The 26,040-nt window shown below is 53.8% G+C and carries 20 protein-coding genes; 3 read left to right on the forward strand and 17 right to left on the reverse strand.

Going from position 1 to position 26,040, the window contains the following annotated elements:
* Positions 1-27 precede the first annotated feature (27 nt).
* The 8 genes from greA to grpE all read right to left on the reverse strand — a co-directional run bounded on the left by greA (position 28) and on the right by grpE (position 10,497).
* Complete coding sequence (gene greA / locus EAW52_RS19445; RefSeq protein WP_019366089.1) at positions 28-504, reverse strand: transcription elongation factor GreA; 477 nt, start codon at positions 502-504, stop codon at positions 28-30.
* Positions 501-3,722: a carbamoyl-phosphate synthase large subunit gene (carB, locus tag EAW52_RS19450; RefSeq protein WP_122043674.1), complete on the reverse strand. Its 3,222-nt coding sequence runs from the start codon at positions 3,720-3,722 to the stop codon at positions 501-503. The genes greA and carB overlap by 4 nt, the downstream gene beginning before the upstream one ends.
* Positions 3,723-3,741: 19 nt before the next feature.
* Positions 3,742-4,401, reverse strand: a complete 660-nt coding sequence (gene leuE / locus EAW52_RS19455) for a leucine efflux protein LeuE (protein WP_122043675.1) — start codon at positions 4,399-4,401, stop codon at positions 3,742-3,744.
* 3 nt (positions 4,402-4,404) lie between these two features.
* Positions 4,405-5,541, reverse strand: a complete 1,137-nt coding sequence (gene carA / locus EAW52_RS19460) for a glutamine-hydrolyzing carbamoyl-phosphate synthase small subunit (protein WP_074829484.1) — start codon at positions 5,539-5,541, stop codon at positions 4,405-4,407.
* Positions 5,542-5,796: 255 nt separating this feature from the next.
* Positions 5,797-6,603 (reverse strand): 4-hydroxy-tetrahydrodipicolinate reductase, encoded by an 807-nt coding sequence (dapB, locus tag EAW52_RS19465; RefSeq protein ID WP_122043677.1) that lies wholly within the window; start codon positions 6,601-6,603, stop codon positions 5,797-5,799.
* Positions 6,604-6,663: 60 nt separating this feature from the next.
* Positions 6,664-7,794: a molecular chaperone DnaJ gene (dnaJ, locus tag EAW52_RS19470; RefSeq protein WP_010796795.1), complete on the reverse strand. Its 1,131-nt coding sequence runs from the start codon at positions 7,792-7,794 to the stop codon at positions 6,664-6,666.
* A gap of 116 nt (positions 7,795-7,910) precedes the next feature.
* Positions 7,911-9,836, reverse strand: a complete 1,926-nt coding sequence (gene dnaK, locus EAW52_RS19475) for a molecular chaperone DnaK (RefSeq protein ID WP_010796794.1) — start codon at positions 9,834-9,836, stop codon at positions 7,911-7,913.
* Positions 9,837-9,927: 91 nt separating this feature from the next.
* A complete protein-coding gene (grpE, locus tag EAW52_RS19480) occupies positions 9,928-10,497 on the reverse strand; it encodes a nucleotide exchange factor GrpE (protein ID WP_019366093.1) in 570 nt (189 codons plus the stop codon).
* A gap of 194 nt (positions 10,498-10,691) precedes the next feature.
* On the opposite strand from grpE, the gene recN reads away from it, so the two are divergent.
* Entirely contained in the window at positions 10,692-12,359 is a 1,668-nt protein-coding gene (gene recN / locus EAW52_RS19485) for a DNA repair protein RecN (RefSeq protein ID WP_074829489.1), read from the forward strand.
* 60 nt (positions 12,360-12,419) lie between these two features.
* Here recN and fur read toward each other — a convergent pair whose 3' ends face one another.
* Positions 12,420-12,824 (reverse strand): ferric iron uptake transcriptional regulator, encoded by a 405-nt coding sequence (gene fur, locus EAW52_RS19490; protein ID WP_010796791.1) that lies wholly within the window; start codon positions 12,822-12,824, stop codon positions 12,420-12,422.
* Between the two features lie 92 nt (positions 12,825-12,916).
* On the opposite strand from fur, the gene EAW52_RS19495 reads away from it, so the two are divergent.
* Positions 12,917-13,465, forward strand: coding sequence for an outer membrane protein assembly factor BamE (locus EAW52_RS19495; RefSeq protein ID WP_122043678.1), 549 nt, complete (start codon positions 12,917-12,919; stop codon positions 13,463-13,465).
* A 66-nt stretch (positions 13,466-13,531) separates the two neighbouring features.
* Here the strand turns inward: EAW52_RS19495 and EAW52_RS19500 are convergent, their stop codons facing one another.
* From EAW52_RS19500 to EAW52_RS19520, 5 genes are all read right to left on the reverse strand, one after another.
* Positions 13,532-14,467, reverse strand: a complete 936-nt coding sequence (locus EAW52_RS19500; RefSeq protein WP_122043680.1) for an NAD-dependent epimerase/dehydratase family protein — start codon at positions 14,465-14,467, stop codon at positions 13,532-13,534.
* Positions 14,460-15,359 (reverse strand): sugar nucleotide-binding protein, encoded by a 900-nt coding sequence (locus tag EAW52_RS19505; protein ID WP_010796788.1) that lies wholly within the window; start codon positions 15,357-15,359, stop codon positions 14,460-14,462. Before EAW52_RS19505 ends, EAW52_RS19500 begins: the two co-directional genes overlap by 8 nt.
* 106 nt (positions 15,360-15,465) lie before the next feature.
* Positions 15,466-17,679, reverse strand: a complete 2,214-nt coding sequence (gene yccS / locus EAW52_RS19510; RefSeq protein ID WP_177411916.1) for a YccS family putative transporter — start codon at positions 17,677-17,679, stop codon at positions 15,466-15,468.
* 251 nt (positions 17,680-17,930) lie between these two features.
* Positions 17,931-18,443, reverse strand: a complete 513-nt coding sequence (gene ssb, locus EAW52_RS19515) for a single-stranded DNA-binding protein (protein WP_019366098.1) — start codon at positions 18,441-18,443, stop codon at positions 17,931-17,933.
* 25 nt (positions 18,444-18,468) lie between these two features.
* Complete coding sequence (locus EAW52_RS19520) at positions 18,469-19,857, reverse strand: MFS transporter (protein ID WP_122043681.1); 1,389 nt, start codon at positions 19,855-19,857, stop codon at positions 18,469-18,471.
* Between the two features lie 299 nt (positions 19,858-20,156).
* On the opposite strand from EAW52_RS19520, the gene uvrA reads away from it, so the two are divergent.
* Positions 20,157-22,991, forward strand: a complete 2,835-nt coding sequence (gene uvrA, locus EAW52_RS19525) for an excinuclease ABC subunit UvrA (RefSeq protein ID WP_122043683.1) — start codon at positions 20,157-20,159, stop codon at positions 22,989-22,991.
* A 38-nt stretch (positions 22,992-23,029) separates the two neighbouring features.
* Here the strand turns inward: uvrA and EAW52_RS19530 are convergent, their stop codons facing one another.
* From EAW52_RS19530 to rplQ, 3 genes are all read right to left on the reverse strand, one after another.
* Complete coding sequence (locus tag EAW52_RS19530; RefSeq protein ID WP_122043684.1) at positions 23,030-23,878, reverse strand: MBL fold metallo-hydrolase; 849 nt, start codon at positions 23,876-23,878, stop codon at positions 23,030-23,032.
* Positions 23,879-24,004: 126 nt separating this feature from the next.
* Positions 24,005-25,462 (reverse strand): catalase, encoded by a 1,458-nt coding sequence (locus tag EAW52_RS19535; RefSeq protein WP_122043685.1) that lies wholly within the window; start codon positions 25,460-25,462, stop codon positions 24,005-24,007.
* 166 nt (positions 25,463-25,628) lie between these two features.
* The gene (rplQ, locus tag EAW52_RS19540) at positions 25,629-26,021 is read right to left on the reverse strand and encodes a 50S ribosomal protein L17 (protein ID WP_010796772.1); all 393 of its coding nucleotides are present in this window, start codon (positions 26,019-26,021) and stop codon (positions 25,629-25,631) included.
* Positions 26,022-26,040: the final 19 nt, after the last annotated feature.

Raw genomic sequence — 26,040 nt, forward strand, 5'->3', positions numbered from 1 at the left:
AAGCGATTGGACAGCTGGCTACCTACATCAGATATGACGCACTTCGACGATTTCGTACTCAACATCGCCGCCCGGAGTCTTAACAATCACCGCGTCGCCCTCTTGCTTGCCGATTAATGCGCGAGCAATTGGAGAACTAACCGAGATCTTGCCAGACTTTATATCTGCCTCGTCGTCACCAACGATCTGATACGTCACCGACTCGTCCGTATCAACATTTACGATCTCAACGGTTGTACCAAAAATCACCTTGCCCGAGCGCGGAATCGTTGTGATATCGATAACCTGGGCATTGGATAAACGCCCTTCGATATCACGAATACGCGCCTCGACCATACCCTGCTGCTCGCGAGCCGCATGATATTCCGCATTTTCTTTCAAATCACCCAGCTCGCGCGCCTCGGCAATCGCCTGTGTAATTTGGGGACGAAGCTCCGTCTTGAGATGCTTGAGCTCTTCCTCCAGGGCGCGAGCGCCCTGAATTGTCATAGGATATTTGTTCATGCCTTGATTCCTGCATGTAAATCTTGAAGCCGGCGCACAGTCTTTTCTGCACCAAACTTCAAAGCTTCACAAATCGCTTGGCCGCCTGCAAGCGTGGTCGTGCAGCAGATCTTGTGTTGAAGCGCATTCCGGCGAATTGAGTAGGAGTCAGCAATAGACTGACGACCTTCGGTTGTATTGATCACCAATGTAATTTCATCATTTTTGATCATGTCGACAACGTGCGGGCGACCTTCAGTCACCTTGTTAACACGGCGAACCGGCAGGCCAGCTTCCTCAATGACACGGGCCGTACCAGCCGTAGCAACAACTTCAAAGCCCAGCTCAACCAGCTCTTTAGCTACTTCAGCGACAAAAGGCTTATCGTCATCCCGAACACTGATAAAGGCACAACCACTATTAGGAAGAATCTCACTCGCACCCAACTGGGCTTTTGAGAATGCCTCGGCGAAGCTGTCGCCTACGCCCATGACCTCTCCGGTAGATTTCATTTCTGGGCCGAGAAGCGGGTCGACGCCAGGGAATTTGGCGAAGGGGAACACTGCCTCCTTAACACTGTAATAAGGCGGAATGATTTCCTTGGTAAACCCGATCTCTTCCAGGGTCTTACCTGCCATTACACGTGCCGCTACCTTGGCCAGTGACTCGCCAATGCACTTGGAGACGAATGGCACTGTACGGGATGCACGTGGGTTTACTTCCAGCACATAAACATCGCTCCCCTGAAGGGCCAACTGCACGTTCATCAGTCCGACCACGCCAAGCTCCAGCGCCATTTTCCGGATCTGCTCACGCATTTCATCCTGTATGTGTGCCGGCAGGGAGTACGGAGGCAATGAGCACGCCGAATCACCCGAGTGGATACCCGCCTGCTCGATGTGCTGCATGATAGCGCCAATGACTACGTCCTTGCCGTCACATACTGCATCCACGTCTACTTCTATCGCGCAGTTCAGGAAGTGATCCAGCAACACAGGGCTATCATTGGACACCTGCACCGCTTCGCGCATGTAGCGCTTGAGCTCTTCTTCTTCGTAAACGATTTCCATGGCGCGGCCACCCAACACATACGAAGGGCGAACCACCAACGGATAACCGATACGCTTAGCACCAGCAATCGCTTCTTCTTCGCTGCGAGCAGTAGCATTCGGCGGCTGGCGCAGATTCAAACGCTCGATCATCTGCTGGAAGCGCTCACGATCCTCAGCACGATCGATTGCATCGGGACTGGTACCGATAATCGGAACCCCGGCCTCCTCCAACGCGCGAGCCAGCTTCAACGGCGTCTGGCCACCGAACTGAACGATTACACCCTTAGGCTGCTCGACACGCACGATTTCCAACACGTCCTCAAGCGTAACCGGCTCAAAATACAGGCGGTCAGACGTGTCGTAATCCGTCGACACGGTTTCGGGGTTGCAGTTGATCATGATGGTTTCGTAACCATCTTCACGCATGGCCAAAGCCGCATGAACACAGCAGTAGTCGAACTCGATACCTTGTCCGATACGGTTGGGACCACCTCCAATCACCATGATCTTGTCACGGCTGGATGGGTTGGCCTCACACTCCTCCTCATACGTGGAGTACATGTACGCAGTGTCGGTCGCGAACTCTGCGGCGCAGGTATCGACACGCTTGTAGACCGGGAGCACTTCCAGCTTGTAGCGATGGCGACGCAGGCTTTTTTCCGTCACACCGAGCAGCTTGGCCAGACGTGCGTCCGAGAAGCCCTTGCGCTTGAGCTTCCACATGAGATTACGATCGACATCCGCCAACCCCAGGGTTTTGACCTTTTCTTCATCCTTGATCAGGTCTTCGATCTGCACCAGGAACCACGGATCGATCTTGGTCAGCTCAAACACACGCTCAACGCTCAGACCACGACGAAACGCATCTCCGACGTACCAGATACGCTCTGCGCCAGGCACTGTAAGTTCGCGCTTGAGAATGCTATCGGCTTCAGGATCTTCTGGATTGAGCTTGGGATCAAATCCATTTACGCCAACCTCCAGGCCACGCAATGCTTTTTGGACCGATTCCTGGAAGGTACGACCGATCGCCATTACCTCACCCACTGACTTCATCTGGGTAGTCAGGCGAGCATCAGCCTTAGGGAATTTCTCAAAGGCAAAGCGCGGTATCTTGGTTACGACATAGTCGATAGCCGGCTCGAACGATGCCGGGGTGCGCCCACCGGTAATGTCGTTCTGCAGCTCGTCCAGCGTGTAGCCAACTGCGAGTTTGGCTGCAATTTTGGCAATCGGGAAACCTGTGGCCTTGGATGCCAGCGCTGAAGAGCGGCTGACGCGTGGGTTCATCTCGATGACAACCATGCGACCTGTATCAGGGCAGATACCGAACTGCACGTTGGAGCCACCGGTTTCGACACCAATTTCACGCAGCACCGCCAGGGAGGCGTTACGCATGATCTGGTATTCCTTATCGGTTAGCGTCTGCGCAGGCGCAACGGTGATGGAGTCGCCCGTATGCACACCCATAGGATCGAAGTTTTCGATGGAGCAGACGATGATGCAGTTGTCCTTTTTATCGCGGACAACTTCCATTTCGTACTCTTTCCAACCGATTAGAGACTCATCGATCAAAAGCTCGTTGGTTGGTGAAAGGTCCAGACCGCGAGAGCAAATCTCTTCGAACTCTTCACGGTTATAGGCAATACCGCCACCACTGCCACCCATAGTGAAGGATGGGCGGATGATGCAAGGGAAACCAACCTGCTCCAGCACGCCGTATGCCTCTTCCATGCTGTGAGCAATACCCGAGCGCGGACAAGCCAGGCCGATGGCACGCATGGCCTTATCGAAACGGGAACGGTCCTCTGCCTTATCGATCGTATCAGCATTGGCACCGATCATTTCGACGCCAAACTTTTCCAGGACGCCATGACGTTCAAGGTCCAGCGCACAGTTCAACGCTGTCTGGCCACCCATGGTAGGCAGCAGCGCGTCAGGGCGCTCCTTCTCAATGATTTTAGCTACCGTCGCCCACTTGATAGGCTCGATGTAGGTCGCATCAGCCATGGATGGGTCAGTCATAATGGTGGCCGGATTGGAGTTCACCAGAATGACGCGGAAACCTTCTTCTTTCAGGGCCTTACAGGCCTGTGCACCGGAGTAATCGAATTCGCAGGCCTGGCCGATAACGATAGGGCCGGCACCGAGGATCAGGATGCTCTTTATGTCTGTACGCTTGGGCATGGGATTCTCGTTGCAGTAATCAAGTCAGAGTTGCGGTCGCCAGCTTCACACCAAAGCCAACGAATAATGCGCCTACACCAGTATTGGCACTGGCGGCGAGCCGCTGCCGCTGGCGGAACCAGGCCGCCAAACGCACACCGGTAAAAATCAGAAAACTGAGGTATATCGCGCTGATCACTTCAAGAATCAGCCCGAGCACCCCGAATGCCAACCCTGGATGAGCGTACCCGGGATCGACAAACTGTATGAAGAAGGACACAAAGAACAAAATGGCCTTTGGATTCGACAAACTCAATAGAAGTGCCTTTCTAAAAGGCTTGTCGATGCCCTCTTCTTGAGTCTGCTGCTCAATGGGCGACAGGGGATAACGCCACTGACGCCAGGCGCCACGTAATATTCCTATACCTAGATACAGTAGATAAGCTGCGCCCAGGTACTTGAGTCCCATGAAAAACAGGGGCTCGGCTTTCAAGAGTGAGGCTACTCCCAACGCGGATAGCGTCATAAGCAACGCATCCCCAAAGAAGACGCCAAAGGCAGCACGATAACCGGCTGCCACGCCTCTTCTTGCAGAGGACGCCAGCACAAAGAGGGAGTTGGGACCGGGCAGCAATACGACGAAAATCACACCCGCTATATATGTCCAAAGGTCAGTGATACCCAACTCCGACCAGGCCATTTATTAACGCCGCCCCGCCATGGCATTGATGAAGCGATCAAACAGTGGCGCCACATCATGCGGCCCCGGACTTGCTTCCGGATGACCCTGGAAGCTGAACGCGACCTTGTCAGTACGCTCGATGCCCTGAAGGGTACCGTCGAACAGCGACTTGTGAGTTGCACGAACGTTGCCTGGCAATGTCGCTTCATCTACAGCAAAACCGTGGTTTTGACTGGTGATCATCACAACACCCGTATCGAGATCCTGCACCGGGTGGTTTGCACCATGGTGACCGTTAGGCATTTTCACTGTACGCGCACCAGAGGCCAACGCTAAAAGCTGATGCCCCAAGCAGATACCGAAAACGGGAATGTCTGTTTCGAGCACTTCCTGAATAGCCTGGATTGCATAATCACAAGGCTCAGGATCTCCCGGACCATTGGCTAGGAATATACCATCAGGATTTAACGCCAAGGCTTCGCTGGCTGGGGTTTGCGCGGGCAGAACAGTAATTCGGCAGCCGCGAGCAACCAACATCCTGAGGATGTTGTATTTGACACCGTAGTCAAACGCAACCACATGGTAAGGCAACTGGTCAGCCGGAATCTCTGGAGCACTATCTGTCTCCAGCCCCCAAACAGAGCGGCGCCATTCGTAGGACTGCTTGACGCTCACCTCTTTGGCAAGATCCATTCCCTTGAGGCCTGGGAACGCACGGGCTGCTTCAAGCGCCTGCGCCTCAGTGATGTCATCACCTGCAAGAATGCAGCCGTTTTGAGCGCCCTTTTCACGCAGAATCCGGGTCAGCTTGCGGGTATCAATTCCAGCAATGGCTACGGTCTGATTGGCACGAAGATAGTCAGGAAGTGACTGTTTGTTACGCCAGTTGCTGGCTACCAGGGGAAGATCACGAATAATCAGGCCGGAGGCCCATACCTGATTGGCCTCACTGTCTTCAGGTGTCGTACCGGTGTTGCCAATATGAGGATAAGTAAGGGTTACGAGTTGCTTGGCATAGGAAGGATCGGTGAGGATTTCCTGATAGCCGGTCATAGCGGTATTAAACACCACCTCACCGACTGTAAGACCGTCGGCACCGATGGATTCTCCGTGGAAAATCGTGCCATCGGCAAGTGCGAGAATGGCTGGCTTAGTCAAGAGACCTCCCAAAATCTAGTCTGAAGAGGCAAACGCAGGTTGTAAAAAAGCGGGATGTGGTATGAACCGCATCCCGCTTTTTTATTAGATTATGCTGCGCTGGCTTTAGTGGACACACTAAAGCTGCATGATACGGAAATTACTTGAGCAAATCCACACTTATTGATGCAGCTCATCGCCTTAGATGCCAAAACGAAACTAGATAATCTAAAGCACCTCTAAGCGCATCCCATAAGTGCCTAGCGAAAAGATAACTCAACGCAGCCCTAAAACATCCTGCATATCGTAAAGGCCAGGCTCTTTCCCTTCCAGCCACAGCGCCGCGCGGACCGCACCCTTTGCAAAGGTCATGCGACTTGACGCCTTGTGGGTAATCTCGACTCGCTCGCCCTCGGCAGCAAACAATACCGTATGGTCTCCAACCACATCGCCCGCCCGCACAGTAGCAAAACCAATTGTCTTGCGGTCACGTGCTCCGGTTTGACCTTCACGACCGTATACAGCCACCTCATTCAGATCTCGGCCCAAGGCCTGCGCAACGACTTCGCCCATACGCAACGCTGTACCGGAAGGAGCATCGACTTTATGCCGGTGGTGAGCCTCGACAACTTCAATGTCAACTTCATCTCCAAGCACACGAGCAGCCGTGTCAAGAAGCTTCAAACACAGGTTGACGCCTACACTGAAATTGGCTGCAAACACGATCGGAACCTGTTTACTCGCCTCCATGAGCATAAGTTTCTGCTCTGCAGTAAAGCCGGTGGTCCCAATGACCATGGCTTTGCCTGCCTGACGGCAATAAGTCAGATTCTGTAGCGTTACGGTTGGATGAGTAAAATCAATCAGCACATCGAACTCATCGGAAACCCGCGCCAGATCGCCAGATAAAGGCACACCGATACGACCAATGCCAGCCAACTCACCGGCATCCGCTCCAACCAAGGTACTGTCAGGACGATCCACCGCTGCCGTCAGTCCCGCCGCGCCACTGGTTTGCTGCACGGCTTCAACCAGCGTCTTACCCATGCGCCCGGCGGCGCCCATTACTGCTATACGTCGCATTGTTATGCTCCATGCCGCTAGCAACAGGCCGACACGCCGCCAGGCCTGTGCCCGCCTGGCTTATAGATCGTCGAAAAAACGCTTCATACCATCGAACCACCCACTGGCACGCGGCGAGTGCGAGCTATTGCCTTGAAGTGTATTGCGGAACTCTTCGAGCAGCTCACGCTGGCGCTTGTCCAAATTAACAGGCGTCTCGACCACCACACGGCACATCAGATCACCCGCACCACCCCCGCGCACAGGCACAACACCCTTACCGCGCAAGCGGAACATTTTGCCTGTCTGGGTGGCTTCTGGAATCTTGAGCTTCACGCGGCCGTCGAGCGTTGGCACCTCCAGCTCGCCTCCCAGCGCCGCATCGGCAAAGCTGATCGGCACTTCACAATAGAGATGCTTACCGTCACGCTGGAAGATGGCATGCTCACGAACGTTCACAACCACGTATAGATCGCCGGCCGGCCCACCCATCGTTCCCGCCTCGCCCTCGCCAGAAAGGCGGATGCGGTCACCGGTATCAACACCTGCCGGAACCTTGACCGACAGCGTCTTCTGCTCTTCGATACGCCCCTGACCATGACAGGTCTGGCATGGCTCAGGAATGATCTTGCCAGTGCCATGACACCGCGGACAGGTCTGTTGAACCGAAAAGAAGCCTTGCTGCATGCGAACCTGACCAATACCACCACAGGTCGTACAGGTAGTTGGCGACGTGCCGGGCTTTGCACCGCTGCCATCACAGGTCTTACACCCGACCAGTGTCGGGACACGGATCGTGACATTAGTGCCACGTACAGCCTCTTCAAGGTCTAGATCCAGCGTATAACGCAGGTCTGCGCCACGCTGCGGACCACCACGTCCGCCTCCACGAGCGTTACCAAAGAAGTCACTAAACACATCGCCGAATATGTCAGAGAAGCTGGCGCCTGCCGCTCCAGCGCCGAAGCCACCAGCCCCCATGCTGGGATCAACCCCTGCATGCCCATATTGGTCGTATGCAGAGCGCTTACCCGCATCGGACAGCACTTCATAGGCCTCATTGGCCTCTTTGAATTTTTCCTCAGCGGCCTTATCGCCCGGATTACGGTCCGGGTGATATTTCATCGCAAGGCGCCTGTAAGCCTTTTTCAGGTCAGCATCACTAGCGCCACGCTCGACACCAAGAATCTCGTAATAATCACGCTTGGCCATAAGTTTCCTGCACCTTCATTTTTCAACCCTCCAGACACGCCAACGCGGGAGGCAGGCTCCCGCGCAGCGGATCAGGCAGGTCAAGTAACCTGCCGGGGCTCAAGCAAGCGCGAGGCTTACTTATTGTCCTTGACCTCTTCGAACTCGGCATCCACAACGTCATCGCCGGCAGGCTTGTCGCTGTTGGTATCTGCCTTGGCTGCGCCTTCTGCATTTGGAGCAGGCTGCTCAGCATACATCTTCTGAGCCAACGGAGCAGAAGCCTGAGACAAAGCGTTCATCTTGGCCTCGATGGCCTCTTTGTCATCACCCTTCACCGCTGCTTCAAGCTCACCAAGCGCTTTTTCGATGGCCGCTTTTTCGTCAGCACTCGCCTTGTCACCCGCTTCGGTAAGCATCTTGCGCGTGCCGTGCGCCAGCGCATCGCCCTGGTTACGTGCAGTTACCAGCTCTTCGAACTTACGGTCCTCATCAGCATTGGCTTCGGCATCACGAACCATCTGCTGGATCTCTTCTTCGGAAAGACCAGAAGACGCCTTGATGACAATGGACTGCTGCTTACCAGTGGCCTTGTCCTTGGCAGACACATGCAGAATACCGTTGGCATCAATATCGAATGTGACCTCGATCTGCGGTACGCCACGGGGTGCTGGCGGAATCTCAGCCAGGTCAAACTTACCCAGGGACTTGTTCTGTGCAGCCTGCTTACGCTCACCCTGCAGCACATGAATAGTCACAGCGCTCTGGTTATCATCTGCCGTCGAGAACACCTGCGACTTCTTGGTTGGAATCGTAGTGTTTTTCTCGATCAGCGGAGTCATCACGCCGCCCATGGTTTCGATGCCCAGCGTCAGCGGACTTACGTCCAGCAGCAGAACGTCTTTAACGTCACCTGCCAGTACGGCACCCTGAATCGCAGCGCCGATAGCTACCGCTTCGTCAGGATTGACATCTTTACGTGCTTCTTTGCCAAAGAACTCAGCTACACGCTTCTGAACCAGAGGCATACGCGTCTGACCACCAACCAGGATCACCTCATCGATGCTGGACACATCGATACCGGCATCCTTCAGCGCCGTGCGGCAGGGCTCGATGGTGCGCTCGACCAAGTCCTCAACCAGCGACTCCAGCTTGGCACGAGAGATCTTCACGTTCAGGTGCTTGGGACCTGTTGCGTCTGCGGTAATGTACGGCAGGTTCACATCAGTCTGTTGAGCCGAAGAAAGCTCGATCTTGGCTTTTTCAGCAGCTTCTTTCAGACGCTGCATAGCCAGCGGATCACCCTTGAGGTTGATGCCGCTTTCTTTTTTGAATTCGTCTACTAGATAGTCGATCAGACGAATATCGAAGTCTTCACCACCCAAGAAGGTATCACCATTGGTCGCCAGTACTTCGAACTGGTGCTCCCCATCCACTTCCGCGATTTCAATCACGGACACGTCGAAGGTACCGCCACCCAGATCGTACACGATAACGGTGTGGTCGCCCTTGGCCTTGTCCAGGCCATACGCCAGCGCAGCAGCCGTCGGCTCGTTGATGATTCGCTTAACATCCAAGCCTGCGATACGACCGGCATCCTTGGTAGCCTGACGCTGGCTGTCATTGAAGTAGGCCGGAACGGTAATTACCGCTTCGCTTACTGTCTCGCCCAGGTAATCCTCGGCGGTTTTCTTCATCTTTTTCAGCACTTCGGCAGAAATCTGCGGGGGAGCCATCTTCTGGCCCTTCACTTCTACCCACGCATCACCATTGTCTGCCTTGACGATGCTGTAAGGCACCATCTGGATATCTTTCTGTACCACATTCTCTTCGAAGCGGCGGCCGATCAAACGCTTGACGGCATAAAGCGTGTTTTGCGGGTTAGTTACCGCCTGACGCTTGGCAGGTTGACCTACCAGTGTTTCACCATCGTTGGTGTAGGCAATAATGGACGGCGTGGTGCGAGCGCCTTCAGCGTTCTCAAGCACCTTTACATTGCCGTTTTCGAGGATGGCCACGCAGGAGTTGGTCGTCCCCAGGTCGATACCAATGATCTTACCCATGTTCACTCTCCAGAAATCTTGATTCCGTGCGATCCGTCTGCGGATCTTTTTTGCTCGGTTGTTTCACCAAATGGGGATCGAGCAGATTATTTCAAGCCTTTTCGTTAATTGTCGGCTGCTGATTCGAAGGTGCCTTGCTGACAACCACCATGGCCGGACGCAGCAGACGTCCATTGATGGAATACCCCTTCTGGAACACTTTCAGCACGCTGCCCGGCTCGACATTGGCACTTTCCTCCATTGCCATGGCCTGGTGATGCTCTGGATTAAAGGGCGCACCATGCGGATCAATGACCTCTACCTGGTAACGCTTGAGCGTGTCCTGGAAAACCTTGAGCGTCAGCTCCATGCCTTCACGCATAGGGCGCAACGCCTCGTTGTTGGCATCCGACATCTCAAGACCACGCTCAAGGCTATCGATCACAGCCAGTAAGTCGCCCGCGAATTTTTCCAAGGCAAACTTGTGCGCTTTCTCGACATCCTGCTCAGCGCGGCGACGGACGTTCTGCAACTCAGCTGCGCTACGCAGCATCTGATCTTGTGCAGCCGCTAGCTGCTCTTCCAATGACGCTACGCGAGCAGCCAGGTCATCTCCCTGAGAAGCCTGGGCGTCTTGATTGGTTTCAGGCTTTTGAATATCTGGATTTTGTTCGTCAGCCATGTCGTCCTCCTGTCGAATCAGTTGGCAGGCGAGGCGCCATATAAAGCGCTGCAAAGCCTGCGGTTCTGCCCGCTATATGGGGCCGGCATTTAAAGCTTCAAGGGTTGAGCTTATTGCCAGAACGAAAAGAAAAACTGTATAAATGAACACCACTGAATAAATAACCAGATCAACAGATTTCGGAGCCCACCCACATGCTGGTGCATCTGTCCGTCCGTAATTACGCGATTGTTGAACATCTCGATCTTGAACTTGAGCGTGGCATGACAGTGATTACCGGCGAAACGGGCGCCGGCAAATCGATCATGCTCGATGCGCTCGGCCTTACCATGGGCGACAGGGCAGATAGCGGCGTAGTACGCCCTGGCGCTGACAAGGCGGACATCCTGGCCACCTTTGATCTGAAACGCATCCCCGAGGCGCAAAGCTGGCTGGCTGAGCGAGACCTTGATAATGATGGGTTGTGTATTTTGCGGCGTGTTATTACAGCCGAAGGCCGCTCACGGGCCTACATCAACGGGTCGCCCTGCCCTCAAGGGGACCTTAAGGCATTGGGCAGCCTGCTCATCGACATCCATAGCCAGCATGAACATCAGTCACTGCTGAAAACGGATACCCATCGCCGCTTGCTGGATGAATTTGCCGAGGCAAAAGAGCTGGCACGCCAGGTACAGCTGGCTTCACAGCGGTGGCGCCAGACCAAGCAAACCCTTGAGCGACTGTCGAGTAGCAGTGAAGAACAACGAGCTCGCTATCAGTTGCTGAGTTACCAGCTTGAAGAGCTGGCAAATCTCGCTTTGAGCGAAGGGGAAATCGAAGCACTTGAACAGGAGCAGAAGACACTAGCCAGCGCAGAGCAGCTTCTTGTTGCCTGTCGTCAGGTCATCGACCTATGCAGTGAGGGTGAAGGCGGCAACGTCCTGTCGGCCCTGAACACAAGCACTCACCGCCTGGGCGGATTCAGTCATGCGCCCAAAGCGCTGGAGGAAGCGACAAACCTGATTGGTTCGGCGCAGATACAGATCGAAGAAGCCGTGTCCGAACTCAACCGCTTTATCGATAACTTCGAGGCCGATCCAGAGCGCCAACAGGTAGTACAGGAGCGCCTGGATGCCATTTACACCATGGCGCGTAAACATCGCGTACAGCCCGAAGAGCTTGTTCACTTGCAGACACAACTTCAGAGTGAGCTCGAGTCGCTTAATGCTGATGATGCAGCGGTTGAGCGCCTCCAGGAAGAGCTGGCAGCGTATGCACGTCATTATCAGGAAAAGGCCAATGAACTGAGCGAACGGCGACAAACCCGTGCGCCCGAATTGGCGGCAGCCGTAGAGACAGAGATGCAGCGCCTCGGCATGCCTGGCGGTCGCTTCTCTATTACGCTACAGCCTGAATCCTCAGACGACCTGCAACCTTACGGTCAAGAAACGGTGGAGTTTCGCGTAAGCGCAAACCCAGGTCAGCCCTTGAAACCTCTGGCCAAGGTAGCGTCAGGAGGCGAGCTGTCTCGTATCAGCTTGGCCATTCAGGTCATCACAGCCCAGACGTCACGCGTCCCTACGCTTGTATTCGACGAAGTGGATGTAGGGATCGGCGGGCCTACCGCTGAAATTGTAGGTCAATTGCTACGACGCCTCGGCGAAGATGGACAGGTTTTAACCGTTACTCACCTGCCACAGGTAGCGGCTCAGGGGCATCACCACCTCTTTGTTCACAAGGAGCGTGGCGTCAGTGAAACACGGACGGCGGTTGCGATACTCGACAAACAACGCCGCATTGAGGAGGTGGCCCGTATGCTAGGGGGCATCGACCTGACGCGCGAATCCCTTGCGCATGCCAAAAAGATGGTTACAGCGAAATAACAGCGTTAAGACGAAACAAAAACAGCGGCAAAGGCCGCTGTTTTTATTGCGCAGCAAGGCTTATTTTCTTTTTTTGACGTACAGCACAAGATTGTGATCGACCAGCTCATAGCCGTGCTCCTCAACAATCTCACGCTGGCGCTTTTCGATTGAGGCATCGGTGAACTCGATGACCTCGCCTGAGTCTACACACACCATATGATCATGATGTCCCGTATCCGCCAGCTCAAACACGGCATGACCGCCATCGAAATTGTGGCGATCCACCAGTCCAGCGGCTTCAAACTGGGTCAATACACGATAAACAGTAGCGAGCCCGACATCCTCGCCGGCCTCCATTAACGCCTTGTATACATCTTCAGCACTCATATGGCGCTGACCGGCGGAATCCAGCATTTGCAGGATCTTGACCCTTGGAAGAGTCACTTTTAGCCCGGCTTTACGGAGCTCGTTATTTTCAACCATGTTCTTTCTCGGCTTCGAACGCTTCGCAGCACTTCGGAATGCAGGTATGATCAGAGTTCATTGCCTAGCAAGATAGTGGAAGTCTTCCCCCGATGCAAAACCTCAAGCTAACGCTGACCGGGCTTACCTTTCTGAGCCTCGCCACGCTCGCCGGATGTTCTTTTCCGGGGGTCTACAAAATTGATATCCAGCAGGGCAACGTTGTCACGCAAGACATGATAGACCAGCTTCGCCCAGGAATGACCCGACGACAAGTAAGGTTTATCATGGGGAGCCCCCTGATTACCGATACTTTTCACGCTAATCGCTGGGATTACCTCTATAGCATGCAGCCGGGTGGCGGTCAGCGCCAGCAGGAGCGTGTGAGCCTGGTTTTCGATGACAGCGATCATCTTGTAGGCCTCGCCGGCGACTTCAAACCGGGTGTTACCCGGGAACAGGAAATCATGGGCACAGACGGTCAAACCGCTGCTCCAGAGACTTCCAGCCCAGCGGACCAACCCGCTCAACAGCAACCTCAGCAGCCGGTTGATCAACCGCCAGCACCTGGCTCAGTTGAAGAGCAGATCCAGCAGGAAATCGATAGAACACAGTCGACTCCAGTCCCTACGCCAGCCCCCATTGATACAGAGAACGAATAGATTCCATTATCTATTTCAAATAAAAAAAGCCCCGGTTGACGGGGCTTTTTTATGGGGGCGCCATGGTTAGCTGTCTGTCTTTAACAACAGGCTCAGCCCCTCACGCATAGATGTAACGTGATCAAAAGTGAAATATGCCTTGAGACGCGAGTTATCTGCTTTTGAATGACGGATATCACCTGCGCGTGTTGCTGCATGTGTGATCTTGGGAAGACCGCCTACTAAGTCGCCAACTTCCTGTAACAATTGATTCAGGCTAACGACCTGGCCGTGTCCTACATTGACAGGCCCAACCACGGGCTCAGCCCTTTCAAGGCCTTGGACAATAAGCCCTACCAGATCGCCCACATATACAAAATCGCGGGTCTGCTCGCCATCGCCGTAAACGGTTATTGGCTCTCCCTGACGTGCTCGATTTGTAAAGATACTGATGACCCCCGAGTATGGTGAAGACGGATCCTGCCGAGGGCCATATATATTGAAGAATCGGAAGACGACCGGCTCCAGAGCGTGCTCACGGCGGTAGAAATCAAAGTAATACTCGCCAGCCAGCTTATCAGCTGCATAGGGCGTAAGCGGCGCCTTGGGCGTTTCCTCGGCAATGGCCTGCCCTTCTCCGTTCGGCCCATATACCGCAGCACTTGAAGCAAAAACCACACGGCGAACATGATGCTTGCGCATGGCTTCGCAGACATTCAACGTGCCTATAAAATTGCTCTGATGCGTACTAACTGGGTTGTCTACCGACGCCTGAACAGAGGCGACAGCCGCCAAATGCACAACAGCACAGCAACCTGTCATCGCTTGGTGGACCGTATCGGTATCGGCCACGTCCCCTTGAATGATTTCCAACCAAGCATTATCTGCTGGGAGATTGTCCCGTTTACCGGTAGAAAAATCGTCCAGTACCCGGACACGTTTGCCTTTGGCTAGTAGCACATCAACCAGATGAGAACCGATGAACCCGGCTCCGCCCGTTATGAGAATTGGTTGCTCAGTCATGGCGACTTCCTGTTTGCCGATAATAACGGTCCAGCAAAGCGGACATTCCGCTACGCCAGTTACGCGGCTTGACGCCAAACGTGTTCAAAATCTTTCTGCAAGCTAACACTGCATTTTGCGGCTCTTCAGAAGCATCGAGAGTCGCGCCATGAGCTCTTGGCTCAAGGTTCGGCTCTGGCATCCCGTGCAGAGTCAGGGCCTCGGCAATAATCGCCTGTCCCAGCGTCAATTGAGTAACAGCCTCAATACCGCCGTAATGATAGGTCCCCCACAGAGGAGCACTGCAATCCAGTTGCTTAATGACGGCTAGGATAACCCGCCCGGCGTCATCGACAGGGGTTGGGCTTCCACGACGGTCATCAGCAAGCGGCATCAATTGCCCTACTTCAGCCCGCGACAGGAAACGGTCCAGCTCACCTTGCGGGCTTTCATCCAGAAGCCATCCCAATCGCAACAGAACATGCTGGGGGCACAAGGCACGTACTGTTTGCTCTATAGTCAATAGCGCCTGTCCGCGCACACCAAGAGGATTGGGCTCATCTTTCTCGCTATACGCACTCGCTCTACTCCCATCGAAAACACGGTAGCTGGAGGGCTGTATCAATGCAATTGAGTAATGTTGGCAGAGTTCAGCCAGCCGCTCGATAGCGCTGGCCTGCCGAGAGAGCTGGTCATCATCGACATGCTCGGCCTGAAACCAGTCGAAATAATAGGCCAGGTTGATGATTACATCGGGACGGGTGTCATCAAGCAACTGAGTCAGGTGGCTGGCGTTCCAGCCCTGCGCTGGCGGACGAGGTGCAAGAAAGTGAATATCTTCTTCAGCACCCAGACGGATCAGCGCCTGACCCAGGGCATTACCGCCGCCCAACAGCATGAGGCGCATGCGCATGGAGTTCGGGTATCTTCCAAAATCTAATCATAAATGGCGTGCCTGAAAACAGGCACGCCGACAGGGTCATCATTGTGCAGCATAGCGGAAGCTTTCGTCATCCGCGTCAGGATGGGACAGCCTCAACGGTTGTCTCATCTTCGGTATTTTCTTTTGGTGCACGTAGCACATAGGCCGCTGCGCTCTTGAGATTGGGTAGCAGACGGCTGATCAAGGCCAATTGGGTCAGTACCAGACGATGCCCATCGTCAAGATCATCCGGAAACTGCTCCAGCTCATCAGCCAAGGCATTTTCTTCTTCTGCCGTAGGCACCAAAGAACGCCGCTCATTGAGCGCTTGGGCTATTTCAAGCAGCCCTGCGCTCAAGCGGTCCATGGCTTTTTCAATCAGGACATCTACGGGATGCTCAGCCAGCTGTATACGGTGAGCCCCTAATGCTGAGAGATAACCCAACAAGGTATTGGATAACGCCAGAAAGCGAAACCCTGCCTCTAAATTACGGCGAAAATGCCCAGGCTCTCGCAACATGTTAGCCAGTGCTGCCGATAACGTCGCGTCTGCGTTGTGTACGTTACGCCGCGCCACCCGGTAATTCAGATCATCCCGCTTGCCGTGGCGATACTGGTCGATGACGCTACGCAGGTAGTTATTGCTGGTCAGCAGTGTGTTGGCCATCACCTGATGCAAGCGTCTTCCCTGCCAGTCGGGCAAGATAAAGAAGACAGCCAATACCGCAATTAGGCAACCGATAAGGGTATCGATCAGACGCGGCCAGATCAGTCCGAAACCATCGCCCACCTGGTTGAAGCAGAACAGCACCATGACCGTGATAGCCGCTGTGGCGATGGTATATCGATCGGTCCGGGTCACGAAAAAGACCGTACCTGCGATAACCGCCAACGACAGCTGAGCCTCGGTACTGCCAAAAAGCTGTAGCAAGGCATTTCCCAACAATAGACCTATGACGGTACCCACTATTCGCTGAACCAGACGTACCCGCGTAGCGCCATAATTTGGACGGCATACGAAAACAGTCGTGAGCAATATCCAATAGCCGTAGTTCGGGTGAATCAAATGCAAGATGCCATAGCCGGCAGCTAGAGCAATAGCCATTCTCAGCCCATGGCGAAACAGAAGCGATGTTGGCGTAAGTTGCAACCGTATGCGTTGCAACATGTCCTTGAGGGAGCGCGGCGCTGGATCAAGCAGACTGGTATCCAACTCTCCTATATTGACATCGGGCTGGCTGGCATTAGAAAGCTGGCGCTCCAGAGTCGTCAGATTGGTGGATAACGAATCTAGAGAACGTAACAGTCCACGCCAACGGGGGTTGTTCTGCTGTTTGAGGTGTTCGATCGATGCGTGCAGGTCAGCCATAGCCTGATGACTCTGCTGGCCATACTCAAAGGGCTGCCGCAATCGAGTAGCCTCACCTAGCAAGGCACAAGCCTTTGCCTGCAGACTCAGCAACCGCTGGCAACGAAACAGCACATCGCTATGGAAAAACGCCTCGGTCAATGCGCTATAAGGATAATGGGAAGAGCTGGCCCGCTCGTGAATATCCTGAGCCATGAAATAGAGCTTGAAATAGAACCCCGAACGTACGCCTGGTCTCCCCGAGCGGCCAAAGCGAATCAGAATGGTGGCCTTGGCCTTGTTCAGTGCATCGACAACACGCCCATTCTGCTGCGCCAGTTTCAAGCGGCGCTCATGGAGATCTACCTGACGCACCGGCTCAAGCAGATCAGCCTTGAAGCGTAGAAAGAGACCCAGTTCATAATACAAAGCTGCTAGGTGCTGCCGCACCGGCTGATGTGCAAACAAGGCACACCATAGCACCGATAGAAAGCCGTACCACGTGGCGCCCGCCAACAAAAGCGCGGGTTCATGCCAGATCGGCACCTCGCCTCCAAGCCGCTGATCCACACCGATCATTCCGTAGATGGACAAGATCACTGTTGCTTGGGCTATTGAGCCATACCGCTCGCCAAGCGCGCCCAGCAACGTCAACAAGAATGTAGCCAGCGCCAGCCCGCAGACAAAGATCCAAGGATAAGGGAACAGTATCTCCACAGAAAACGCAGCGATGGCAAAGCAGACCAGCGTTACCAGCAGGGACTTCAGTCGTCCCAGCCAATTGTCATCGGTCTCGGCCAGGGCACTGGCAATAATTCCGAGAAAGACAGGAGAAATGGAGCGTAGATCCCCTAGATACCAGCATACGGCCATAGCCCCTGTCAGGGCGACAAACACACGAACACTGTAGCTGGCCTTATCATGGGCCCACAAATGACGCAGAGGTTTGCCGAATAAAGTCATAGTGAGGCTTCGTTAGCTCCGTTGTGCCTCTTCAGCGAGGCTGTTACCAATAGACGCTGGGCAAAGAGGAAAAGACATCCTACAGATGAAAGTGTTTTTATTGTTTTCAGGCCAATCCACCAATACAAGGACAAGCAGCCTTAAAGATCGGCTCGAACAGGAATAACTGAAACACACGTCTTGAGCGGTAAAAATAAAAAAGCCCAACTCTTTCAAGTCGGGCTTTTCGTTCAGAACCAGCTCAATACGTATCAGAACGGGATATCGTCATCAAAGCTGTCGTAGTCTGGTGCCGGCTGCTGTGGCGCAGGTGCCGGACGGTTTTCACGCTGAGGCGCCGCGGCTTGCTGGGGACGAGGTGCCCGAGGCGCCTGTTGAGTTTGATTGTACTCATCTCCACCGCCAGCAGACGCGCCACCACGGCCGCCCAGGAGCTGCATGGTACCGTTGATATCCACCACGATTTCGGTGGTATAGCGGTCCTGTCCGTCCTGGCCCTGCCACTTACGGGTGCGCAAGCTACCTTCCACATAGACCTGTGAGCCTTTACGTAGGTATTCCCCAGCAATTTCAGCCAACTTGCCAAAGAAAACCACGCGGTGCCACTCGGTACGCTCTTGCTGTTGGCCGGTCTGCTTGTCTTTCCAGCTATCACTGGTTGCCAACGTGACATTGGTCACTGCATTGCCATTGGGCATATAACGAGTTTCCGGGTCGCCGCCGACGTTCCCGACCAGGATTACTTTATTAACACCACGAGCCATTTACTTCTCCTGAAATCTTCATCAATCAATGAGCTGCCGCCGCGGGATTTACCAACCGCTCCAAGGCCTCACGATTGACCTGTTTGGTATCTATTTTAACGTAGACCGCAGCTTCTTCCGCTACGACTACCGCGTCGGTAACGCCGGGCAAAGCCATTAGCCTATCAGTCAATGTCGCATCCTGGGCAACGGATGGCGCCAACGGCATGCGCAGACTGGTGACATAAGGGGGTTCGCGCATCGTAACAGCTATTAGCAGCCAAACGACACAAAGCGCCGCACACCCTAGAAAAACGGTATTCAACCCTCCATGCTGGAACAGCCAGCCACCTAAAATGCCACCGACCGCCGAACCCAGAAACTGACTGGTGGAATAGATGCCCATTGCCGTCCCCTTTCCTCCAGCAGGGGCCACCTTGCTTACTAGCGAGGGCAGTGAAGCTTCCAACAGATTAAAGGCAGCAAAGAATACAACGATGCCAATTACCAGTGCCGTCAGACTTTCATCAAAGGCAAAGAAAAACAGCTCACACAAAGCCAGTACCGCAATAGCGCCCACGAGCACCCGCTTCATCTGCCGCTTCTTTTCGCCATAGATGATAAAGGGCACCATGGCAAAGAATCCTACGACCAAGGCAGTCAGATAAACCCACCAGTGCTGCTCCTTGGGCAACCCGGCATGCTCAGCCAGTGCCAATGGCAGCGCTACAAAGCTGGACATCAGCACGGCATGCAATACGCCAATGCCAAGGTCCAAGCGCAAAAGGTCCTTGTTGCGCAACGTTTTGCCCAATGCCTGTTTGGCAACACTGGACTCGCGATGTTGCATGACGCGCGACCCCTTGGGCACGAGGAAAAGAATCAACAGGAGTCCAATCAGCGCCAGCGCAGAAGTCGCCCAGAAGAGACCTGACAAACCAAACGAGCGCGTCAGCAGAGGACCGGACACCATTGCAACCGCAAAGGACACGCCAATACTCATTCCAATGGTAGCCATGGCCTTCGTACGATGCTGTTCGCGAGTCAGATCGGACAGCAGTGCCATCACGGCGGCAGAAATAGCTCCGCCCCCTTGAATGACACGACCCAGAATAACACCCCATATGCTGTGCGCATTAGCAGCCACTGCAGCACCTGCAGCAAACACCAGCAGGCCGGCAATGATAACCGGCCGCCGACCAATACGATCAGAAAGCGTACCGAAGGGAATTTGCAGTACAGCCTGGGTCAAACCATAAGCACCGATTGCCAAACCGATGAGGGCTGGCGTCGCATCTGCCAGCTCCTGACCATAGGTGGCCAGCACCGGTAACACCATGAACATACCAAGCATGCGAAAGGCAAACACAAGGGCCAGTCCGACCGCCGCGCGGCGCTCTAAAGCGCTCATGCGGTCGCTGAGCTTATCGTGCATGAATACTCCTCTTGTCGGCACCTCAAAATTCATCGTGCCGGATAACTTTAAAAATAGCGAAAGAATGACCACATATAGGAAAGCGGGACGAAGCCCAAGCATGCCGACTTATACCCCAGACATGCTGTCCCTTGGCTGTACCGTTGCCAATTTGGCAACGCGGCAATTACTGCTGAAGAGCACTCACAATTTTACCAGTCTTGACCTGTCCGGCACAGGCGCGACGTTTCGACGCGCACCCGGCCGACGTCGTACAATTGCGGGTTCTCAGATGCCCGCCAAGCGAGGCCATAACATACGTGGATAAGATCCTTATCCGTGGGGCGCGAACCCACAATCTAAAAAATTTCGACCTTACCCTACCCCGCGATCAGCTCATCGTCATTACAGGCTTGTCCGGCTCGGGCAAATCGTCTCTGGCATTCGATACGCTTTATGCCGAAGGGCAGCGCCGCTACGTCGAATCATTATCGGCTTACGCTCGCCAATTCCTGTCAATGATGGAAAAGCCTGAGGTCGATAGCATAGAAGGCTTATCACCTGCGATTTCCATTGAGCAGAAGTCTACCTCGCACAACCCTCGCTCAACGGTAGGGACTATCACCGAGATCTACGATTACCTGCGCCTGCTTTACGCGCGTGTAGGCACGCCACGGTGTCCCGATCACGACGTGCCTCTGGAAGCACAGACCGTCAGTCAGATGGTCGATCAGGTCGTCAGCATGCCGGAAGGTCGCCGCCTTATGTTGCTGGCTCCTGTCATCCGTGAGCGCAAGGGTGAGCATCAGGCTATCTTCGAAGAGATGCGTGCGCAGGGCTTTGTTCGTGCCCGGGTAGATGGTCGCCTGTACGAATTAGACGACCTGCCCAAGCTAGACAAGCAAAAAAAGCACACCATCGAAATCGTGGTCGATCGCTTTAAAGTACGCGGCGACATCCAGCAGCGCTTGGCAGAATCGTTTGAGACAGCGCTTAAACTGGCCGATGATATTGCTGTAATCGCTCCCTTGGAGGGCGAGGACGGTGAAGAAGTGCTCTTTTCAGCTCGCTTCTCCTGCCCGATTTGCGGATTCTCCATCGGCGAGCTTGAGCCCAAGCTATTCTCGTTCAACAACCCGGCCGGTGCCTGCCCTACCTGTGACGGCCTAGGCGTTAGGCAGTTTTTCGATGCACGCCGGGTTGTAAATAGCGAGCTTTCCCTGGCAGAAGGGGCCGTACGCGGGTGGGATCGCCGCAACGTCTATTACTTCCAAATGCTGGGTTCACTCGCAGCCCATTACGGCTTCAGCCTTGAAGAACCCTTTAAGAACCTCAGCGCCAACCATCAGAAAGCGGTGCTCAACGGCTCTGGTCGTGAGGGCGTAGAGTTTCGCTATCTCAACGATCGCGGAGACATCGTCAAGCGCTCTCACCCATTCGAAGGCATTCTGCCGAATCTGGAGCGACGCTATCGTGAAACCGAATCACAAAGCGTACGGGACGAGTTGGCCAGATACCTGAGCACACAGCCGTGTTCGGAGTGTAATGGTACACGTCTGCGCCGTGAGTCACGTCACGTATGGGTCGGGGACAAAACGCTACCTGCCGTGACGCGCTTACCGGTAGGAGATGCAACCAGCTACTTTGCGGACCTGACCCTGGCCGGACATAAAGGCCAGATCGCAGACAAGATTCTCAAGGAAATCCGTGAGCGCTTGCAGTTCTTGGTCAATGTAGGACTGGACTACCTCACCCTGGACCGCAGCGCCGACACACTTTCCGGGGGCGAGGCTCAGCGTATTCGCCTCGCCAGCCAGATTGGCGCAGGCCTTGTCGGGGTAATGTACATTCTTGATGAGCCTTCTATTGGCCTGCATCAACGGGACAACGAACGCCTGTTAGGAACACTTACGCACCTGCGTAACCTGGGCAATACTGTCATCGTCGTAGAACACGATGAGGATGCAATCCGCCTTGCCGATTATGTTGTAGATATTGGCCCAGGGGCAGGCGTACACGGTGGCCAGATCATTGCCCAAGGTACACCGGCAGAAGTCATGGCACACCCAGAGTCTGTAACGGGGATGTATCTTTCAGGACGAAAGAAAATCGTCGTGCCTGCCGAGCGCACCAAGCGTGACAAGAAGAAAGAACTGGTCATTAAAGGTGCCCGCGGCAATAACCTACAGAACGTTGAGCTGCGTATTCCAGTAGGCTTGTTCACATGCATTACAGGTGTTTCAGGCTCAGGCAAGTCAACACTCATCAATAATACCCTATTCCCTATTACAGCTACCGCACTCAACGGCGCCACTACGCTGGAAGTAGCACCCTATGATTCGTTCGATGGCCTGCAGCATATCGACAAAGTTGTCGATATCGACCAAAGCCCTATTGGACGCACCCCTCGATCAAACCCGGCGACTTATACGGGCATTTTCACACCCATACGTGAGCTGTTCGCGGGTGTGCCAGAGGCGCGCTCCAGAGGATACGGGCCGGGCCGCTTCTCCTTTAACGTGAAAGGTGGCCGCTGTGAGGCATGTCAGGGTGACGGCGTTATCAAGGTAGAGATGCACTTCTTGCCCGACATTTATGTGTCATGCGATGTCTGTAAAGGTAAGCGCTATAACCGTGAAACACTTGAGGTCAAATACAAGGGTAAGACCATCACAGAGGTGTTGGACATGACCATCGAAGAAGCGCGTGAGTTCTTTGATGCAGTGCCTGCCCTGGCGCGTAAGCTTCAAACCCTGATGGATGTCGGCCTGTCCTATATCCGCCTGGGCCAAAGCGCAACCACGCTCTCTGGTGGAGAAGCACAGCGCGTCAAACTGGCTCGAGAGCTATCCAAGCGTGATACAGGCAAGACACTCTATATCCTTGACGAGCCCACAACCGGTCTTCACTTTGCGGATATCCAGCAATTGCTTGACGTACTTCACCGCCTACGTGACCACGGCAATACCGTCGTAGTGATCGAGCATAACCTGGATGTTATCAAGACGGCAGACTGGCTGGTGGACCTAGGACCTGAAGGCGGCTCGAAGGGCGGTCAGATCATCGCGACAGGTACACCAGAAGACGTAGCCGAGAATCTAGCCTCGCATACCGGACGGTTTCTGCAACCATTGCTGGAGCGTGACCGAGCGTGATGCCCCTACTAACCTTTATAGGTTAGTAGGCGTTGCATCTACAACTTGGAGCTCTGTCGGCCACTTTGCTGGCAGCGCTCCAACTCCTTTGCATCATGACTGCAAAAAAGCTCCACCTCACTCTTATGTGTCAACGAAAGCTCACGCAGCCGCTGCTGATTACGCAGACGTAGCTCTCGGTTAACTTCCATCATCGTTTGATAAAAACGCAAACCTGGCGTACAGGAACGCTTCGGCTGCCCGACTTCTTCACGATAAAAGTAAGCATCACCAGCGTGAAGCAACCAACCTGTCGGTGTCTGAATGGCAATCCCCGCATGCCCCCAAGTATGGCCTGCCAATGGAATCATGAGAATTTCTGGAGGCAGACCTTTCAAATCCCGAACTGCAGAAAAGCCATACCATGCCTCGCCTTGAGGCTCATATAGTTCCCAGCGCCTTACCTGGTCCCATTGATGAAAACGGTAGCGTCGCTTGCCTATATAGCCATGAGGCAAACGGGCCATACTTATCTCACGCTCTAGCACATGAACCGTGGCGTCTGGAAAATCCTCCAGACCACCCGCATGATCGAAGTCCAGATGGGTAAGCACAATATGGCGTACATCGCTGGCCTGGAATCCAAGCAGCCGAATTTGCTCGATAGCGGTATAACGCATCTCAAACTGGATATTGTTGAACCCAATGAAAAATCTGCTAAGACGCTTGTGCGGTGCATGAACATCACGGGCACCAAACCCTGTATCAACCAAGACAAGGCCATCGTTGTCTGTCTCAATCAACAGACAATGACAAACAAGATGTCCTGTCAGGCCTTTGCTAAATCCATCAAAAAGCGCACCGCCCCACGGACACATACAACCGCAGTTAAGATGATGTATACGCATGAGATCAATCCCAGTGTGGTTCTTTTATTGCGACACACCGCGGGCGGCAGGTGTTTCCTCTATCTGTACATTTATTTGCAGACAATAAAAAGCCCCTCGTAGGAGGGCCTTCTGAACTGACGATACTTATTCCACTTCGCTTAAGGACACACCCAAACCACTGGCGATCCCCTCACCATAAGCGCGATCCGCCTTAAGAAAATGAGCAATCTGGCGGCATTGAACGTCACGCGTAACAGAACGCATAGCACCAGTGATGTTATCGATCAACAATGCCTTTTGCGCATCGGACATCAGGCGGAACAACGCTCCTGCTTGAGAGTAATAATCCTCGTCCAGGCGATGATCATGACGATCCGCTGCACCACTCAATGTCATTGCAGGCTCACGGTACTGAGGGGCCTGCTTGGGTGCATTGCTAAAGCTGTTTGGCTCATAGTTGGGTGCGGCCCCACCATTACCATCAAAACGCATGGCACCATCACGCTGGTAGTTCTGGTAAGGCGAACGCGGAACATTTACAGGCAGCTGCTGATAGTTGGTTCCGACGCGATAACGCTGAGCATCAGCATAAGCGAACACGCGCCCCTGCAACATTCGATCAGGCGACAGACCAACCCCTGGCACTACATTGCTAGGAGCAAAAGCTGCCTGTTCAACCTCTGCAAAATAGTTGAGCGGATTACGGTTAAGCACCAGCTCACCCACTTCAATCAACGGAAACTCTTTTTGCGACCATACCTTGGTGACATCGAACGGATTCTCTGTGCGGCTAAACGCTTCAGCTTCGTCCATCACCTGAATGCAAACGCGCCATTTCGGAAAGTCACCCCGCTCGATTGCATCGAACAGATCACGCTGAGCATAATCTGGATCAGTACCGGCCAACCTCGTAGCTTCCGCGGGAGATAGGTTCTTGATGCCCTGCTTGCTCTTAAAATGCCACTTCACGAAGCGCCGCTCACCCGCTTCATTGATAACGCTAAACGTGTGACTCCCAAAGCCATGCATGAAGCGATAGCCGTCAGGAATACCACGATCAGAGAATAGAATGGTTACCTGGTGCAGTGACTCCGGAGAATGCGACCAGAAGTCCCACATCATTTGCGGGCTCTTTAGGTTAGTCTGCGGATTGCGCTTCTGCGTATGAATGAAATCAGGAAACTTCAGTGGATCACGCAGGAAGAAAACAGGCGTGTTGTTACCAACGATATCCCAGTTACCCTCTTCCGTGTAAAACTTCAAGGCAAAACCACGAGGATCACGTTCGGTATCTGCCGAGCCACGCTCACCGCCAACAGTAGAAAAACGCAAGAATACCGGCGTCTGCTTACCTACGCTTTCAAAAAGCCGAGCAGAGGATAGATGGGTAATATCTTGAGTAACAGTAAAAGTGCCGTAAGCCCCAGAACCTTTCGCATGTACACGACGCTCAGGAATCACTTCACGGTTGAAGTGAGCCAGCTTTTCAACAAGATGAAAATCATCCAACAGCAACGGCCCACGTTCACCGGCAGAGCGAGAGTTTTGATTGTCGGCAACTGGAATGCCGCTAGCATTAGTGAGCGTATTGTTCTGGCTCATGAAAACTTCTCCCTTGGAATTGCGCTTCAGCGCGTCTTGCAGAGAAGTATGTTAAAAGCGGGACGGTAGATCTAATTTATTAGATCTAGCCTTGTGATAGAAAAACCACCTATTTTAAGCATAAAAAAGCCGGACACTAGGCCCGGCTTTTGATAACACTCACTGCTTACTCAGCAGATTCAGCCTCAACTGTGCCGCCAATAGGACGGTCAACCAGCTCAACATAGGCCATAGGAGCGTTATCACCAGCACGGAAGCCGCACTTGAGAATACGCAGGTAACCACCTGGACGATTTGCATAACGCTTGCCCAGATCGTTAAACAGCTTGCCGACAGCAGCTTTCGAACGAGTACGGTCGAAAGCCAGACGACGGTTAGCAACGCTATCTTCTTTGGCCAGAGTGATCAGCGGCTCGGCAACGCGACGCAGTTCCTTGGCTTTTGGAAGAGTAGTTTTGATCAGTTCATGCTCGAACAGCGACACAGCCATGTTCTGGAACATAGCCTTGCGGTGTGCGCTCGTGCGGTTCAGGTGACGACCACTTTTACGATGACGCATGGTTAAATTCCTTACCAAA

Source organism: Pseudomonas sp. LTJR-52, from assembly GCF_003691465.1.
In the GTDB taxonomy this organism is placed as follows: Bacteria; Pseudomonadota; Gammaproteobacteria; order Pseudomonadales; family Pseudomonadaceae; genus Chryseomonas; species Chryseomonas luteola.